We start from the raw sequence: 15,735 nt of genomic DNA, 5'->3' as shown, positions 1-15,735 counted from the left end.
GCTGACGAATGCGGGAAGAATGAAAAAGGGCAGTCATCATACCCGTAAAGAATGACCATATAAAGTCTGATCTGGCTGATTTTTAATCAGCCCGATCAAGGGTCGTCAGCGGGTCGGGATGAAGGCGCCTCGATGGCCGGCTCAGTGTTCCGGGCTGAGAAAGTCCAGCCGGTAGCTGCTGCCGGCCTGCTCTGGGGACAGCATGCTGAGCCCTACATGGATGGGAGTCTGCGACGGCATCAACCGGGCACCTGCCAGTTCACCGCCAAGATACTCCTGCGGCCGGAACAGTCGGCTGGCAACTTCGCGATCGCGCTGGTCGGAAAAGCGCATGCGCAGTACCGGAAAGGGCTGGGCAAAGTCGGCGCGATTGTAGAGGATGACATCGATCGCCAGGGTATTGGGATATTCCGGATGCGGGCGAACGGTCAGGTTACTGCTGCGAATCAGGCTGATATCAACCTGGGGGGGTAGTTGGCAGCCTGCCAGGTTGCACCAGCTGGCGATAAAAGACCGGCTGCGCTCATCATGCGCCAGAGCGGCAAAATTGAAATAACCGAATTGCCCGATCAGAGCCACTATGGCCAGCAGGCTGAGTATGCCCCAGAGGGCGTTACGTGGGCGTGGCCGGGAAACTGCCTGGTCATCCAGCAAAAAGGTTTCGCTGTCCATGTCAGGCAGAATGAAATCATCACCGAGCAGGGGTTCTCGGCGAGCGTCGGTCTCGTCCGTGACGGAGCCGGCAGGTATGTTGCTGTCGGCCTGCCTGTCGTTACCGGGCCTGTCCGGTTCCGTATCCGCTGGTTGCTCGGCGCTCTTGCGGCTGCTCGGCGTTGTCTCCAGTGCTTCCGTTTGCGGTTGATCGCGGAGGAAAATGCCGTGCTCAGGCGGGTGGTCGTCAATGTCGGCCTGGGTGGTCGTAGCCGGGGGGCTGTCATCTTTTGTTGACAGGGGCGCCGCTGTTTGGTCTGACGGGCTGAGCCACGAGGCATGCCGGGGTTGCTCGTCGACGGTGGGAACAGTTTCGATGTCTGGTTCTGGTTCTGGTTCTGGTTCCGGTTTGGGAAATGATGGTTGTGAGGCTGATGATGGCTGAACGGCTTGCGGTTTGTCCGCTGAGCTGGGCGCAGCAGGGCTGGCTAATGGCAAGCTGCTTTGCTGCGGTGGTGGCGCCGGATTGACCTCGTCAATAATGGATTCATCCAGCCCGAGATCTTCCAGGTCCAGGTCATCGAGTTCCAGGTCGTCATGGATCAGTACATCATCCAGACGGGTCTTGGTGCGCGGTTGGTGGTCGGGCATGGCCCTCAGGTCGTCACTGATTGCAGCAGCACCATCGCCGGCAGCAGGCGGGTTGGCATTGAACACCTTGAGACAAGCGCCACAGCGTACATTGCCAGCGGCAGCCCGCAGGTGTTCCTGCGACAACCGAAAGCGGGTCTGGCAATGTGGGCACTGGGTAACCAGAGTGGCACTCATGATGGGGGTCGGATCCTTTGTTGTCGCCGGCAAAAACAGTCAGTACCTATTCTGCCGCTATCCGTGCGCGGCGCCAAGCCGGCGGCCACTGATACGAATCCAGCCATCCCGTTCGGCCACCGGGTCGAGGTCAAAGTCGCTGCGGTAGGCCGCTAGAACCTCGTCAGCCTGCTCGCGCAGAATACCTGACAGCGCCAACCGGCCGCCAGGCCTGACCAGGCGTGTCAGTTGTTCGGCCAGATCGACCAGCGGGCCGGCGAGAATGTTGGCAACGACGACATCAGCCGGAGTCTGCGGCATATCTGCGGGCAGGTACAGTGACAGGTCAGCATCGGCAATACCATTGCGTTGTGCATTGTCACGGCTGGCCTGTAATGCTTGTGGGTCAATATCCGTACCGGTCGTCGGGCCTGCGCCGAGCAGAAGAGCGGCAATTGCCAGAATACCCGAGCCGCAGCCAAAATCGACCAGGCTGCAGCCTTCCAGTGCCTGACCATCGAGCCATTCCAGGCACAGCGCGGTAGTCGGGTGGGTACCGGTACCAAACGCAAGGCCAGGGTCAAGCAGCAGATTGACGGCATCCGGTTCGGGCGCCTTGTGCCAGCTGGGTACTATCCATAGCCGCCGGCCAAAGCGTAGCGGGGTAAAATCAGCCATCCAGCTGCGTTCCCAGTCCTGATCTGCAATCAGTTCATGGGAATAGTCAGGCAGTGTGTCGTCGTGCCACAAGCGCAATTGCGCCAGAAGTTCATCGGGCTGTTGGTCGGCCTCGAACAACGCGAGCAAATGGGTATTGCTCCACAGTGGGGTGGTGCCCAGATCCGGCTCGAAAATCGGCTGGTCCTCGGCATCCATAAAGGTCACCGATACCGCACCCAGGGTGAGCAGTTCATCTTCCAGCACCTCGGCTTGATCAGGGCTGATGGCGAGGCGCAGTTGTAACCAGGGCATAGGTTTCCTTCAGAAAAGCGTCAAGCAGATAGCTGTCAGGGGCAAACATCCATAAAACAACGGGAGCGCCGTGCGCTCCCGCAGATACCGCATCATACTCTTGCAGCTTGCGCTACTTGATTCCCAGCTTGTGCTCGAGGTAATGAATGTTGACACCACCCTTGCAGAAGGCTGCGTCGCGCACCAGTTCCCGATGCAGTGGTGTATTGGTCTTGATGCCGTCAACCACCAGTTCATCCAGAGCGTTGCGCATACGGGCGAGGGCCTCATCACGGGTAGCGCCATAGGTGATCAGCTTGCCAACCAGTGAGTCGTAGTTCGGGGGTACCTTGTAACCACTGTACAGGTGCGAATCCACCCGAACGCCATTCCCGCCAGGAGCATGGAAGAAGGTTACGGTGCCGGGACTGGGCATGAAGGTCGTCGGGTCTTCGGCGTTGATCCGGCATTCGATGGAATGGCCGCGGATCACCACGTCATCCTGGGTCACGCTCAGCTTGTTACCGGCGGCGATCAGCAGCTGCTCCTTGACGATATCCACTCCGGTAACCATTTCCGAAACCGGGTGCTCAACCTGAACGCGGGTATTCATTTCGATGAAATAGAAACCGCCATCTTCGTAGAGGAACTCAAAAGTACCCGCCCCCTGGTAGCCAATATCGATACAGGCTTGTACGCAGCGAGCCAGCACTTCGGCGCGGGCTTTCTCATCGATACCGGGAGCCGGTGCTTCTTCAATGATCTTCTGGTGGCGACGCTGCAGTGAGCAGTCACGATCCCCCAGATGGATGGCATTGCCCTGGCCATCGGAGAGCACCTGTACTTCCACGTGACGTGGGTTGGTCAGGAATTTCTCCAGATACACGACAGGGTTGCCAAAAGCTGCACCGGCTTCGGTACGGGTCAGGCGAATGGATTTCAGCAGGTCTTCTTCCTGATGCACCACGCGCATGCCGCGACCGCCGCCGCCGCCGGCAGCCTTGATGATGACCGGATAGCCTACCCGGCGACCAATGGCCAGACATTCGGCTTCATCCTCCGGCAGGGGACCATCGGAACCGGGTACCGTTGGAACGCCAGTGGCCTTCATGGCGGCAATGGCGGATACCTTGTCACCCATCAGGCGAATGACGTCGGCCTTGGGGCCAATGAAGGTAAAACCCGAGCGCTCGATCTGTTCGGCAAAATCAGCATTCTCGGCGAGAAAGCCGTAACCGGGATGGATGCCCTCGGCGCCGGTTACCTCGGCGGCACTGATGATGGCTGGAATATTCAGGTAAGACGCTGTGGCATTGGCTGGGCCAATACACACGGACTCGTCAGCCAGTGCCAGGTGCATGAGTTCGCGATCAGCCGTAGAGTGCACGGCGACGGTTTTCAACCCCAGTTCCTTGCAGGCGCGAATCACGCGCAGGGCAATTTCACCGCGGTTGGCTATGAGTACTTTCTGCATCGTTGGCTCCGGGCAGGGCTCAGGCGATGCTGAACAAGGGTTGATCGAATTCCACCGGCTGGCCGTTATCAACCAGGATGGCCTGAATCACGCCGCTCTTGTCGGCTTCGATGTGATTCATCATTTTCATCGCTTCCACGATACACAGCACATCACCGGCTTTTACGCTCTGGCCAACACTGGCAAAGGCCGGCGAGGCGGGTGACGGGGCTTCGTAGAAGGTGCCAACCATGGGCGAGCGGACCAGATGGCCAGCCGGTGTTTCGGCAGCTTCGACTGCCGGTGCGGCGGCCGGGGCCGCACCGGCTGGTGCCGGTGCTGAGGCTGCTGGCATGGGTTGCGGCGCAAAGTACTGATGCTGCGGAGCCAGCTGTTTGCTGTGACGGCTGATGCGAACGGACTCTTCGCCTTCGTGAATCTCCAGTTCGTCAATACCGGATTCCTCCAGCAGCTCGATCAGTTTTTTGACTTTACGAATATCCATTGTTGTATGTACTCCAGTACAGATTTATTTATTGAATCGAATTCGCTTGTTCGGCGCGTTGCAGTGCGGCTTGCAAGGCCAGTTCGTAACCCTGGGCGCCAAGGCCGCAAATCACCCCTTCGGCGGCGTCGGAAAAGAAGGAGTGATGACGAAAAGCTTCTCGGCGATGCACGTTGGACAAATGCACCTCGATGAATGGGATGCTCACCGCCAGCAATGCGTCACGTATGGCAACGCTGGTATGAGTAAATGCGGCGGGATTGATGATGATGTAGTCGATGGCTTCGTCACGGGCAGCATGGATGCGCTCGATCAGCTCATGCTCGGCATTGCTTTGCAGGCTGAGCAGGTGATGCCCCTGGCTGCTGGCCAGCTCGCGCAAGCGTTGATCGATCTGCGGCAGAGTGACGGCACCGTAGACACCCGGTTCGCGGCTGCCTAACAGATTTAGATTGGGTCCGTGCAGAACCAGAATGCTGGCCATGATGTTGAATCCGGCTGAATACCTGTTGCTGAGCTGACCACTGGGTCAGTGTTCTGTCTGGGAGTTTGCCGGAAAGCGCAAGCGCTGTCCAGAATCTGTTGGTTGTCTTCAGATAGCAGCATGATGCCCGCAAGAAGGCCGAAATTGTTCAGAAGTTGATCAGTTGAGAGCGGCCAGTGCCTCTAGCCGTGCGCTGAACGCGGTGCGATCAGTCTCGCCCTGTATGCGAAGTTCGGTAGCTTCAATGCCGTCAGGGGTGAAAAAAAGAAAAGCCGGTGGACCAAATAATTGGTGTTGCTGCAGCCATGCACGCTGGTCCGGAGTGTTGGCTGTCATATCAAGCTTGATGCGCACCAGGCCCTGCATGGCTTGCTGGATATCTGGACGGGCCAGAATATCGCGCTCGATCTGTTTGCAACTGATGCACCAGTCAGCGTAAAGCTCAATGATGGCAGGACGTTGTTGCTCGTTTGCCTGCTGCAGCATGGCCTGCAGTCCCGCCTGGTCAGTCACGCTGGCAAAGCCGGTGTTGACTGAGCTGCTGGCGCTACCACTGGTAGTACCCAGGTTGGCCAGTGGGCGAAGTGGGTCAGAGTTGCCGGCCAGGCTGCCGAACAATGCTGCGGCCGCATAGATGGCGCTGAGCAGGGCCAGTGTCTGGGCAATCTTGCCGGGTGCATTTTTCGGCGTACGGTCAAATAGTCCGAGGCGTACAGCCAGGCCCGCAGTGAGCGCAGCCCACAGTGCCAGGCTGACGGGGCCGGGGAGCACACGTTCCAGTAGCCAGATGGCGACCCCGAGCAAGCCGAAGCCGAAAAGCTGCTTGACCGTTTCCAGCCAGGCGCCTGAGCGGGGCAGCAGGGCGTTGCCGAAGACTGCGACGAGCAGCAGTGGCAGTCCCATGCCCAGGGCCAGGGCAAACAGGGTGGCTGCGCCACTCATGGCATTGCCGGTGGCGCTGATGTAAACCAGCGCTCCGGCCAGCGGGGCTGAAATACAGGGCGAGACCACCAGTGTTGAGAGCACGCCCATGGTTGCTGCACCGGGAATCGAGCCGCCGCGTGTGCGGCCGGCCAGATGCTCTATCGGTTCGCGCAGGCGAGCGGGCAAGCGGAGTTCGAACAGGCCGAACATGGCCAGGGCAAAGGCGACGAAGAACAAGGCAAAAATGCTCAAGACCCAGACCGATTGCAGGCGCGCCTGGATATTCAGCGCGGCACCAAAGGTACCGATCAGTGCCCCGACCAGGGCGAAACTGATAGCCATGGCCAGCACATAGCTGAGCGCGAGTATCAACGCCCTTGGGCGGTCAATATCATCACGCCCGACGACCAGGCTGGACAGAATCGGCAACATCGGCAGCACGCAGGGGGTGAACGTCAGCCCCAGGCCGGCAAGAAAGAACAGCAAGAGTGCCAGACCGAGTTGCCCGCCTTGCAGCAGCGACTGAAAACGACTGGCACCGCCCGCATCCGGTGCGCCACTGGCAGTGGCTGCGGGGTTTGCCTGGCTATTGGTATTGTCGGTGCCGCCTGCACCGGGTAAATCAAGCAATACGGTTTCCGGTGGATAGCACAGGCCTGCATCGGCGCAGCCCTGAAAGCTCACTTGCAGTTGGCCGCCGGGTAGGGTGCCCACTGCATGCTGCAGCTGGACGCTGACCTCGTCGTAGTAGGCCTCGATATCCCCAAAGAACTCATCATGCATGGCTTTGCCGGATGGCAAGTCGATGCGGGTAATCTCGTCGCCACTGGTCAGGGCAAATTCAAAGCGATGGCGATACAGGTAGTAGCCGGGGGCAATATCGAAGTACAGGCTGATGTGCTGCTCGTCGACCTCGTCCAGCATGGGGCGGAAAGCTTCATTGACGGGCAGAAAGTCATGCTGCAGGGAGCTGCCGGAAGAGAACGGGCTGCTCAGTCCGCTGTCACTGTCGGATGAAAACGGGTTGGCCTGAGCGCTGGCGCCAAGCAACAGGATACAGATCAGCAGGACACGCAAAAGCAGCATAAGCAGTCTCAAGTCATTCAAAAGGCACCATCATAATGACACAGGAAGCCACTGCCGAGTGGCAAATGGTCTCAGGCTGCACATTGCTGCCTGACGTTGTTGCTGAACATTGCGTTGCGGTCAGCGGCTGCGACTGCCTCGTCTCTGTTTTTCAGCGGCTCGCTGGCTGGTAAAATCATTCTTCAGATAGATTATTGAGCAAATTGGTTCCCTAACCGGTAGTTAACAAGGCGGTCAGCAATGAAGAAAGCCAGTGGTTTGCAGGCTCTGGGTGGGTTGGTTTATTCCACCGAGAGTGGGCGTATGTGTCCTGACTGCGGTGCCCCGGTGGCGGAATGTCGCTGTGCTGAACCAAGGGTGCCGGAAGGTGACGGCATTGTGCGCGTGCGGCGAGAAAGCAAGGGCCGGGGCGGCAAAACGGTGACCACGGTCGCTGGAGTATTGTTGCCGGTCGAAGAGCTAAAGGCCCTGGCCAAGCGAATGAAAACCCGATGTGGTTGTGGCGGCGCAGTCAAGGAGGGTGTGATCGAGATACAGGGGGATCAGGTCGAGCTCTTGTGCCAATGGCTGCGTGAGCAAGGATTCAGTGTCAAACGCAGTGGCGGTTGAGCTCAGTCACGCCTTAGCCACCAATGCAGATAACGCCCGAGAGGGGCGTATGCCGGGTGGCGGCTGTAGGCCAGTTCCTCGCGAATCACGTCGTCTTCTTCGGCCAGCTTTTGCCAGTGGGGCGGCATGTAATCGTAAAACACCCGTATTCCGCTTTCGTGCTCCCTGGTCAGACCGGCGTTGCTGGCCCAATGGGCCAATTCGCGTGGATCAACAGGTTGCTGCGGGGTCAGGCCGCGCTGGCCTACTCCAGCCAACTGCTGGCGCTCGAGTTTGCGGAATTGGCCCTTGATCAGGTTGCGATAGATCAAGGCGTCGCGATTGTAGAAAGCCAGCGATAGCATGCCGCCGGTTTTCAATAATGATCTCAGGTGCGCGAGGGCCGATTGCGGGTCAGCCAGCCATTCCAGAACTGCATGGCAAATTACCAGATCAAATTGTTGCCCCTGGGCAGGGAGGTCCTGCAGTGGCAATGGCCAATAGGCGCCGGCGGGAGTGCCTGCATTGTCCAGTCGCTCGCGAGCGGCGCTCAGCATCTCGGGGGAAGGTTCGCTGACGGTTACATCGTGCCCGCGTTCCGCCAGCCAGGCGCTGATATGGCCCAGCCCGGCCCCGACGTCCAGTACTTCAAGGGCGGTGCTGTCCGCTGCCGGCAACCATTCCTGCAGGTCCCGGGTAAGGACGGCGAGGCGGATCGCCCCCTTGGGGCCGGCGTAGATTTTGCGCGCCAGATGGCTGCCCAACTGATCAAAGTAGCGGTCATTCATGGCTGAGTGGAGCCTTGCAGTCGAATAAGGTAAAAGAAGCAGTGTAACCGAGGCGAAGCGGCTGGCGCGCAGGCATAAAAAAAGCCAGCTTGTGGCCGGCTTTTTCAGGGGGCAGGAAGCTTATTTTTGATAGGCTTCCACGGCCTTAACAATTTCCGCGCGGGCTTCGTCTGCATTGCCCCAGCGGTCGATCTTGACCCATTTTCCGGGCTCCAGATCCTTGTAGTTCTCGAAGAAGTGCTGAACCTGTTGAATCAACAGTTCCGGCAGGTCGGTGTACTCCTTGATGTCACGGTACAGCGCACTGAGCTTGTCGTGCGGTACGGCGATCAATTTGGCGTCGCCGCCGCCATCATCGGTCATGTGCAGCACGCCAACCGGGCGTGCCCGGATAACTGCGCCCGGTGCTACCGGGTGAGGGGTAACCACGAGTACGTCAAGCGGGTCGCCATCATCAGCCAGGGTGTTGGGTATATACCCGTAGTTGGCCGGGTAGAACATCGGCGTAGCCATGAAACGATCAACAAAGAGTGCGCTGCTGTCCTTGTCGATTTCGTATTTGATCGGTGCGTGGTTGGCGGGGATCTCGATGGCGACGTAGATGTCGTTGGGGATGTCTTTGCCTGCGGGGATCTGGTCGTAGCTCATGGTTTACCTGATTCGGGCATGAAGGAAAAAGTCGCGCGCATTATAGGCGTTCGGGGCCGCGATACCAAGTAAAATGACTTCGACCAAGGTATAAACAGCCGGTTCTTGCCGGCTGTCCTGTGCCGGGCAGCTATAGCTTGGAGGCAAAATAACGGAAATCGACATCATCGGTGAAACCCAATGAGCGATAGAGCTCATGGGCAGCTTCATTGCTTTCCCCTGTCATTACCGTCATGCGACCGATGCCCTTGGTTTTTGCCAGCTCCTTGGCGTGGTTGATCATGCGGTCTGCCACCAGTTGTCGGCGCGCTTCTTCAATCACGTAAATGCCTTTGAGCACCCAGCTGGCAGTCAGCGTCAGGGCAGAAAAACTGGGAATGAACTGGCAGAAGCCCAGGACTTTGCCAGTGCTTTCATCTTCGGCGAGCAGGATTACCGCTTCATCTTCCTGCAGGCGAGCCCGAAGAAAGCGTTCGGAGGCTTCCGGTTTGGGGGATTGGCCGTAAAACTCGCGGTATTTGATAAACAGCGGGGTGATTTCATCCAGACGCTCAACGCCCGCTTGCACAATACGCATACGAATTCCTCTGATTTGGTCAGTTAATGGCTGTCAGTTTGTATGGGGTCAGCCTTAAATGCTGCCTCAGGCCGAGACAATGCGCAATGGGGCGGGACAAAAAAACGGCTCCACAGTCTCAGACTGGGAGCCGTTGCTGCTCTGGGGCGTGCTCAGACGCTGAAAGGTGGCAGCTTGCGAGCGATGCTGGTATTGGTCAGGCGCACATAGCTGGGCAGGCCATTCTTGAACGGCGGTGCATCTTCACCCTGAATCAGTGGTGACAGATAGCGACGGCAAGCTTCCGTAATATGGAATCCGTCGGCGCTGATAAAGTCGCGCGGCATGAATTTTTCCACGTTGGCAACGTCTTTCAGGGGGGCTTCGATGATATCCCATTGATAGGGGTTGTCCTGCAGGCGACGGATCGCCGGCATAACCGAATTCTTGCCGGCCAGGGCTATCTCGACAGCGGCTACCCCGAGGGCATAGGCCTGCTCGACATCGACTTTGGATGCGATATGGCGAGCGGCGCGCTGCAGATAGTCAGCCACCGCCCAGTGATATTTGTACCCCAGTTCGTCCTTGACCAGTTTGGCAATGGTCGGGGCGACGCCGCCCAGTTGGGCATGGCCAAAGGCGTCGGTGAGGCCGGTTTCCGACAGGAACTTGCCGTCGGTATTCTTGATGCCTTCCGACACCCCGATCACGCAATAGCCATGCGTTTTCACGCATTCATCAACCCGGGCGAGGAAGGTAGCCTGGTCGAATTCGATCTCGGGGAACAGCAGAATATGCGGCGGCTCACCTTCGGCTTCACTGGCCAGGCCGCAGGCTGCGGTGATCCAGCCGGCATGCCGACCCATGACCTCAAGAATGAAGACCTTGGTTGATGTGGCTGCCATGGAGGCAACGTCAAAGCCGGCTTCCCGAATCGAGGTGGCGACATATTTGGCTACCGAGCCGAAGCCGGGGCAGCAATCGGTAACCGGCAGATCATTGTCTACGGTTTTGGGGACATGGATAGCCTGTATCGGGTATCCCATGGTTTCGGCCAGCTGTGAGATTTTGAGGCAGGTATCTGCCGAGTCGCCGCCACCGTTGTAAAAGAAGTAACCGATATCATGCGCCTTGAATACTTCAATCAAGCGTTCGTACTCCGCGCGATTGGCGTCCAGACTCTTCAGTTTGTAGCGGCAGGAGCCAAAGGCGCCGGACGGGGTATGACGCAGGGCGGCAATGTTCTCGGCCGATTCGAGGCTGGTGTCGATCAGGTCTTCGGTCAGCGCGCCGATGATGCCATTGCGTCCTGCATAGACAGTGCCTATGCGATCGCCATGTTTGCGTGCGGTCTCGATCACCCCCGCGGCAGAGGCATTGATCACGGCGGTGACGCCACCCGATTGGGCGTAAAAAGCATTCTTGACGGTCATGCAGGCTCCATGTGTGCGCAAGGCCAGTCCTTAACCGGTCTGGCAACTGATGGGACGTAATGAATGGCGCGAATGATAGCGGAATCCCGTTGCTTTTGCATGGCCGTCTGGCGGGCGTGGTAAACTTCGCCAACATGCGACAGGCTGGTATGCGGCAAGCCATGACTATCCTGCAGGCTGCCAGGCACTTGCTGCTTGCCACTGGAAACCAGCCGCTTACTTTCAGAACAGGAGCTCCCCGTTGCACATCCATATTCTCGGTATCTGCGGCACCTTTATGGGTTCGTTGGCTTTGCTGGCGCGGGAGCTGGGACACCGGGTTACGGGGTCCGATGCCAACGTCTATCCGCCGATGAGCACGCAATTGGCGGCGCAGGGTATTGAATTGCAGGAAGGGTATGCGCCGGAACATCTGCAACCGGCGCCGGATCTGGTCGTGATTGGCAACGCCCTGTCGCGCGGCAATGCAGCGGTGGAATATGTGCTGGATCAAGGCATGCCTTATGTCTCCGGCCCGCAATGGCTGGCTGATCATGTGTTGCAGGGGCGCTGGGTGTTGGCCGTTGCCGGCACCCATGGCAAGACCACTACGGCCAGTTTGCTCGCCTGGTTGCTGGAAGATGCCGGCATGGCGCCAGGCTATCTGATTGGCGGAGTGCCACAGAATTTCGGTCTATCGGCACGCTTGGGTGATACCCCGTTTTTTGTCGTTGAAGCCGATGAGTATGACAGCGCTTTTTTCGATAAACGTTCCAAGTTTGTGCATTATCACCCGCGGACTTTGGTGATGAATAATCTGGAGTTCGATCATGCGGATATTTTTCCTGATCTGGCCGCGATCGAACGACAATTTCATCATCTGGTAAGAACCGTTCCAGGCGCGGGCCTGATCATTTATCCACGGGCAGATAGCGCCTTGCAGCGCGTAATTGAGCAGGGCTGCTGGACTCCAGAGCAGACAACAGGCGCCGGGGGCGACTGGCAAGCGCGTTTGCTGGAAGCGGACGGTTCGCACTTCGAGGTCTGGCTGCAGGGTAAATGCCAGGGCGAGGTGCGTTGGCAGCAGACCGGTGAGCACAGCGTCGCCAATGCGCTGGTAGCACTGGCGGCGGCCAGACACGTCGGCGTGGCGCCAGCTCAAGCTGTCGCGGCGCTGGGCCGCTTTGCCAGCGTCAAGCGGCGCATGGAGCTGCTGGCAGAGATCAATGGTATCCGCGTGTATGACGATTTTGCCCATCACCCGACGGCAATCGCGACTACTTTGGCCGGCGTGCGCAAGCAATTGGGCGCCGGGCAGTTGATTGCGGTGATTGAACCGCGTTCCAACACCATGCGTCTGGGTAGTCATCAGGCCGCCTTGCCGCGCAGTGTGGTGGATGCCAGTGAAGTGATCTGGTATCAGCCACCGGGCCTGGACTGGTCGCTGGATAGCGTTATTGCAGCGAGCCCGGTGCCGGCTCGGGTGCTGGATTCAACGGCTGACATTATCCGGCGAGTTCTGGCGGTCGCCGAACCCGGTTGTCAGGTAGTCATCATGAGCAATGGCAGCTTTGCCGGCCTGCACGGCCAGCTGGTTGCCGCACTGGAGCAGCACTATGCCTGAGCAAAGGGTAACCCTGGCCGTTACCGGCGCGTCTGGCGCCCAATATGCCATGCGCTTGCTGGAATGCCTTGTCAGAGCCGATGTCGAGGTGTTTTTCCTTATCTCCCAGGCGGCGCAACTGGTGATGGCAACCGAGACCGATTGGCAGCTGCCGCCCAAGCCGCAAGCATTGCAAGCCTATCTGAGTGAGCATTTTGCCGCGCGCGAAGGTCAGATCCGGGTCTTTGGCAAGCAGGACTGGATGGCTCCTGTGGCCTCGGGTTCAGGGGCGCCGGGGGCAATGGTGGTGTGCCCTTGCTCGACGGGTTGTATGTCGGCAATCGCCACCGGGGCGAGCAATAACCTGATTGAGCGTGCAGCAGACGTCGCCCTGAAGGAGCGGCGTACATTGATTCTGGTTCCGCGAGAAGCCCCTTATTCGACGTTGCACCTGGAGAATATGCTCAAGTTGAGTCAGATGGGGGCGGTGATACTACCGGCCAGTCCGGGCTTTTATCATCAGCCGGCGAGTATTGAAGATCTGATCGATTTTGTCGTGGCGCGGATTCTCAATCAGCTGGGTATCGAGCAGACACTGTTGGCCCGCTGGGGCGAGTAGGCAAAGGCCGGGCAGGCTCATGAGCCCCGCATGGCGGGGCTCATGCAAGGTCAGACGAAGTACAGGGTCAGACCTTCGGCAATGAAGGCCGGCTTGTCCTGACCTTCAATTTCCATGGTGGAGCGGGATTTCACCAGCCACTGACCGGGGTTCTTCTCGGTTACGTCGATGACAGTGACCTGCAGGCGTACCCGCGAGCCAACGCGGACGGGCTGGATAAAGCGCAGGCTGTCGAGACCGTAGTTGACCGCCATTTTCAGCCCCTCAGGGCGAATCAGCAGGCCGGCAGACAGCACCGGCAAAAGTGACAATGACAGGAAGCCGTGAGCAATGGTGCCACCGAAAGGTGTTTGCTTGGCTTTTTCTTCATCAATATGAATGAACTGGTGGTCACCGGTGCATTCGGCAAACTGATTGACGCGCTGCTGATCAATGGTCATCCAGTCGGAATGTCCAAGGTCCTTGCCAATGTAGGAAGTCAGTTCGGAAACGGGTACGGCGGACATGGCGTTCTCCATGGCTATTATTGTCGAGGGTGTCGACCGGCGTAGTTGCGATCGCTGCCAACATAGTTGCAGTCGGTTGCCTTGGGGTCAATTGCTGAACGCCTTCCATTGGTTTGCTGAATGACGGAACCTGCCCGGGGCTAGAAAAACCTGCAGCAGTTGCGCCTGTCTTCATACGCACGCTGTCGGTATAATGGGAGTTTTGCGTCAACAGTGAAGTGGTGAATAGATGACTAGCGAGCAGGTCAGGGCGTACATGGTTGGTCTCGGGCAGCAGGCCCGGGCAGCGTCGCGGGTGATCGCGCGCGCGCCGACCGCGGTGAAGAATAAGGCCCTGCTGGCAACTGCAGATGCCCTGTTGGCGGCTGCCGATACGCTGGTTGCTGCGAATGCCAGGGACTTGCAAGCCGCCCGTGAGCGGGGCCTGGATGCGGCCATGGTTGACCGCCTTGCTGTGACTCCGGCGGGTATCCAGGCCATGGTCGAGGGCTTGCGTCAGGTGGCGGCCTTGCCGGATCCGGTTGGCGCTATTCAGGATATGAAATTTCTCCCGTCGGGTATCCAGGTTGGCAAGATGCGTGTGCCGCTCGGCGTCATTGGCATCATCTATGAATCACGGCCCAATGTGACCGTGGAAGCCGCCAGTCTTTGCCTGAAGTCGGGCAACGCCTGCATTTTGCGCGGCGGCTCGGAGTCGATTCATTCCAATCAGGCGATTGCTGCCTGTATTGCTCAGGGGCTGGCTGCGGCCGGTTTGCCGGATGAGGTGGTGCAAGTGGTTGAGACCACTGATCGCGAAGCGGTTGGTGCGTTGATTACACTGCCCGAATACGTTGATGTCATCGTGCCGCGCGGTGGCAAGGGTCTGATCGAGCGCATCAGTCAGGATGCCCGGGTGCCGGTAATCAAGCATCTGGACGGTATCTGCCATGTGTATGTTGATGATCGTGCCGATCTGGATAAAGCCACAGCCATTGCGCTGAATGCCAAGACGCACCGATACGGGGTATGCAATGCCATGGAAACCCTGCTGCTGCATGAGTCGGTTGCCGCTGAGTGTCTGCAACGCCTGGCGCCGCTATTTGCCGAGAAAGGGGTTGAGTTGCGAGGCTGTCCGAAGACTCTGGCGCTGCTGCCGCAGGCTGTTCCGGCCAGTGATGACGACTGGCAAACCGAATACCTGGCGCCGATTCTGGCCATTCGAATTGTCGCTGATATGGACGCCGCTATCGAGCACATCAATACCTACAGCTCTCAGCACACGGATGCCATGGTCAGCGAAGATTTTACCCGCGCGCGGCGTTTTCTCGCCGAGGTGGATTCCAGCTCGGTGATGATCAATGCCTCGACGCGCTTTGCCGATGGTTTCGAGTATGGTCTGGGAGCCGAAATCGGTATCTCCACCGACAAGATCCACGCCCGTGGCCCGGTAGGTCTTGAAGGGCTGACCAGCGAGAAATACGTGGTGTTCGGCGACGGACACATCCGTCAGTGAGTGGGCCATGAGTCGCCGTATAGGCTTGCTCGGTGGCACCTTCAATCCGGTGCATTTCGGCCATTTGCGTAGCGCCATAGAGGTGCGCGAACGGCTGGCGCTGGATGAGCTGCGTCTGGTGCCCAGTGCGCGGCCGCCGCATCGGGAAGCGCCGGGCGTTTCTGCCGAGCAGCGGCTGGCCATGGTGCATCTGGCCCTGGGCAATACGGCGGAGTTGCAGGTGGATGATCGCGAACTGCAACGCGACAAGCCCTCCTGGACGGTGGATACCCTGACGTCACTGCGTGACGAACTCGGCGTCGAGGCGCCACTGTTTTTTATTCTGGGCTGGGATGCTTTTTGCGGCCTGCCTGGCTGGCAACGTTGGCAGGAACTGCTTGAGCTGGCTCATCTGGTAATTTTGCAGCGCCCGGACTTCGATCAGGAAGCACCGGAAGCTCTGAAAGACCTGCTCGCAGCACGAACCATAGCCAGTCTGGATGCGTTGCAAGGCCCGGCCGGGCAAATCATTACCCTGGAACAGACGCCATTGGCGATTTCCGCTACCCAGATTCGCCACCTGATCGGGCAGGGCCAGTCGGCTCGTTTTCTGTTACCCGATCCGGTACTTGACTATATTCATACCCATGGGCTGTATCGCCCGGACAGACAGGACTGAC

General features: G+C 58.7%; 16 protein-coding genes. 5 read left to right on the top strand and 11 right to left on the bottom strand.

Features of this window, described 5'->3' with window-relative positions:
* Positions 1–141: 141 nt before the first annotated feature.
* The 6 genes from BLU07_RS11420 to dsbD form a co-directional block, all read right to left on the bottom strand.
* The gene (locus BLU07_RS11420; protein WP_092387041.1) at positions 142–1,479 is read right to left on the bottom strand and encodes a DUF3426 domain-containing protein; all 1,338 of its coding nucleotides are present in this window, start codon (positions 1,477–1,479) and stop codon (positions 142–144) included.
* A gap of 57 nt (positions 1,480–1,536) precedes the next feature.
* A complete protein-coding gene (gene prmA, locus BLU07_RS11415; RefSeq protein WP_092387032.1) occupies positions 1,537–2,430 on the bottom strand; it encodes a 50S ribosomal protein L11 methyltransferase in 894 nt (297 codons plus the stop codon).
* A 112-nt stretch (positions 2,431–2,542) separates the two neighbouring features.
* Entirely contained in the window at positions 2,543–3,883 is a 1,341-nt protein-coding gene (accC, locus tag BLU07_RS11410) for an acetyl-CoA carboxylase biotin carboxylase subunit (RefSeq protein WP_092387031.1), read from the bottom strand.
* 19 nt (positions 3,884–3,902) lie between these two features.
* Positions 3,903–4,367 carry an acetyl-CoA carboxylase biotin carboxyl carrier protein gene (gene accB, locus BLU07_RS11405; RefSeq protein ID WP_092387030.1) on the bottom strand — a complete coding sequence of 155 codons (465 nt, stop codon included), beginning with the start codon at positions 4,365–4,367 and terminating at the stop codon, positions 3,903–3,905.
* 28 nt (positions 4,368–4,395) lie between these two features.
* Positions 4,396–4,851 (bottom strand): type II 3-dehydroquinate dehydratase, encoded by a 456-nt coding sequence (gene aroQ, locus BLU07_RS11400; protein WP_092387029.1) that lies wholly within the window; start codon positions 4,849–4,851, stop codon positions 4,396–4,398.
* A 159-nt stretch (positions 4,852–5,010) separates the two neighbouring features.
* Positions 5,011–6,861, bottom strand: coding sequence for a protein-disulfide reductase DsbD (gene dsbD / locus BLU07_RS11395; protein ID WP_092387028.1), 1,851 nt, complete (start codon positions 6,859–6,861; stop codon positions 5,011–5,013).
* A gap of 240 nt (positions 6,862–7,101) precedes the next feature.
* Here dsbD and BLU07_RS11390 point away from each other — a divergent pair, with 240 nt between their 5' ends.
* The gene (locus BLU07_RS11390; RefSeq protein WP_092387027.1) at positions 7,102–7,470 is read left to right on the top strand and encodes a translation initiation factor Sui1; all 369 of its coding nucleotides are present in this window, start codon (positions 7,102–7,104) and stop codon (positions 7,468–7,470) included.
* A 2-nt stretch (positions 7,471–7,472) separates the two neighbouring features.
* Here the strand turns inward: BLU07_RS11390 and BLU07_RS11385 are convergent, their stop codons facing one another.
* The 4 genes from BLU07_RS11385 to BLU07_RS11370 all read right to left on the bottom strand — a co-directional run bounded on the left by BLU07_RS11385 (position 7,473) and on the right by BLU07_RS11370 (position 10,874).
* Entirely contained in the window at positions 7,473–8,237 is a 765-nt protein-coding gene (locus BLU07_RS11385) for a methyltransferase domain-containing protein (RefSeq protein ID WP_092387026.1), read from the bottom strand.
* Between the two features lie 120 nt (positions 8,238–8,357).
* The gene (gene ppa, locus BLU07_RS11380; RefSeq protein ID WP_092387025.1) at positions 8,358–8,885 is read right to left on the bottom strand and encodes an inorganic diphosphatase; all 528 of its coding nucleotides are present in this window, start codon (positions 8,883–8,885) and stop codon (positions 8,358–8,360) included.
* A 130-nt stretch (positions 8,886–9,015) separates the two neighbouring features.
* Positions 9,016–9,462 (bottom strand): GNAT family N-acetyltransferase, encoded by a 447-nt coding sequence (locus BLU07_RS11375; protein WP_092387024.1) that lies wholly within the window; start codon positions 9,460–9,462, stop codon positions 9,016–9,018.
* Positions 9,463–9,614: 152 nt separating this feature from the next.
* Positions 9,615–10,874, bottom strand: a complete 1,260-nt coding sequence (locus tag BLU07_RS11370; RefSeq protein ID WP_092387022.1) for a 6-phosphofructokinase — start codon at positions 10,872–10,874, stop codon at positions 9,615–9,617.
* A gap of 241 nt (positions 10,875–11,115) precedes the next feature.
* On the opposite strand from BLU07_RS11370, the gene mpl reads away from it, so the two are divergent.
* A complete protein-coding gene (gene mpl / locus BLU07_RS11365; RefSeq protein WP_092387020.1) occupies positions 11,116–12,477 on the top strand; it encodes a UDP-N-acetylmuramate:L-alanyl-gamma-D-glutamyl-meso-diaminopimelate ligase in 1,362 nt (453 codons plus the stop codon).
* Positions 12,470–13,075, top strand: coding sequence for a flavin prenyltransferase UbiX (locus tag BLU07_RS11360; protein WP_092387018.1), 606 nt, complete (start codon positions 12,470–12,472; stop codon positions 13,073–13,075). Before mpl ends, BLU07_RS11360 begins: the two co-directional genes overlap by 8 nt.
* Positions 13,076–13,125: 50 nt before the next feature.
* On the opposite strand, the gene BLU07_RS11355 is transcribed toward BLU07_RS11360, so the two are convergent.
* Positions 13,126–13,581, bottom strand: a complete 456-nt coding sequence (locus BLU07_RS11355) for a MaoC family dehydratase (RefSeq protein WP_092387015.1) — start codon at positions 13,579–13,581, stop codon at positions 13,126–13,128.
* Between the two features lie 229 nt (positions 13,582–13,810).
* Here BLU07_RS11355 and BLU07_RS11350 point away from each other — a divergent pair, with 229 nt between their 5' ends.
* Complete coding sequence (locus tag BLU07_RS11350; protein ID WP_231701627.1) at positions 13,811–15,076, top strand: glutamate-5-semialdehyde dehydrogenase; 1,266 nt, start codon at positions 13,811–13,813, stop codon at positions 15,074–15,076.
* A 7-nt stretch (positions 15,077–15,083) separates the two neighbouring features.
* Entirely contained in the window at positions 15,084–15,734 is a 651-nt protein-coding gene (nadD, locus tag BLU07_RS11345) for a nicotinate-nucleotide adenylyltransferase (protein WP_092387011.1), read from the top strand.
* Position 15,735: the final 1 nt, after the last annotated feature.

The organism is Halopseudomonas salegens, from assembly GCF_900105655.1.
In the GTDB taxonomy this organism is placed as follows: domain Bacteria; phylum Pseudomonadota; class Gammaproteobacteria; order Pseudomonadales; family Pseudomonadaceae; genus Halopseudomonas; species Halopseudomonas salegens.
Note: the sequence above shows the minus strand (reverse complement) of the source record. Positions and strands in the feature narration are given on the sequence as shown.

What these genes read in the sequence shown, in the direction of transcription:
- BLU07_RS11420 (WP_092387041.1), bottom strand. Translation starts at nt 1,479, where the DNA reads ATGAGTGCCACTCTGGTTACCCAGTGCCCACATTGCCAGACCCGCTTT.
- prmA (WP_092387032.1), bottom strand. Translation starts at nt 2,430, where the DNA reads ATGCCCTGGTTACAACTGCGCCTCGCCATCAGCCCTGATCAAGCCGAG.
- accC (WP_092387031.1), bottom strand. Translation starts at nt 3,883, where the DNA reads ATGCAGAAAGTACTCATAGCCAACCGCGGTGAAATTGCCCTGCGCGTG.
- accB (WP_092387030.1), bottom strand. Translation starts at nt 4,367, where the DNA reads ATGGATATTCGTAAAGTCAAAAAACTGATCGAGCTGCTGGAGGAATCC.
- aroQ (WP_092387029.1), bottom strand. Translation starts at nt 4,851, where the DNA reads ATGGCCAGCATTCTGGTTCTGCACGGACCCAATCTAAATCTGTTAGGC.
- dsbD (WP_092387028.1), bottom strand. Translation starts at nt 6,861, where the DNA reads ATGCTGCTTTTGCGTGTCCTGCTGATCTGTATCCTGTTGCTTGGCGCC.
- BLU07_RS11390 (WP_092387027.1), top strand. Translation starts at nt 7,102, where the DNA reads ATGAAGAAAGCCAGTGGTTTGCAGGCTCTGGGTGGGTTGGTTTATTCC.
- BLU07_RS11385 (WP_092387026.1), bottom strand. Translation starts at nt 8,237, where the DNA reads ATGAATGACCGCTACTTTGATCAGTTGGGCAGCCATCTGGCGCGCAAA.
- ppa (WP_092387025.1), bottom strand. Translation starts at nt 8,885, where the DNA reads ATGAGCTACGACCAGATCCCCGCAGGCAAAGACATCCCCAACGACATC.
- BLU07_RS11375 (WP_092387024.1), bottom strand. Translation starts at nt 9,462, where the DNA reads ATGCGTATTGTGCAAGCGGGCGTTGAGCGTCTGGATGAAATCACCCCG.
- BLU07_RS11370 (WP_092387022.1), bottom strand. Translation starts at nt 10,874, where the DNA reads ATGACCGTCAAGAATGCTTTTTACGCCCAATCGGGTGGCGTCACCGCC.
- BLU07_RS11360 (WP_092387018.1), top strand. Translation starts at nt 12,470, where the DNA reads ATGCCTGAGCAAAGGGTAACCCTGGCCGTTACCGGCGCGTCTGGCGCC.
- BLU07_RS11355 (WP_092387015.1), bottom strand. Translation starts at nt 13,581, where the DNA reads ATGTCCGCCGTACCCGTTTCCGAACTGACTTCCTACATTGGCAAGGAC.
- BLU07_RS11350 (WP_231701627.1), top strand. Translation starts at nt 13,811, where the DNA reads ATGACTAGCGAGCAGGTCAGGGCGTACATGGTTGGTCTCGGGCAGCAG.
- nadD (WP_092387011.1), top strand. Translation starts at nt 15,084, where the DNA reads ATGAGTCGCCGTATAGGCTTGCTCGGTGGCACCTTCAATCCGGTGCAT.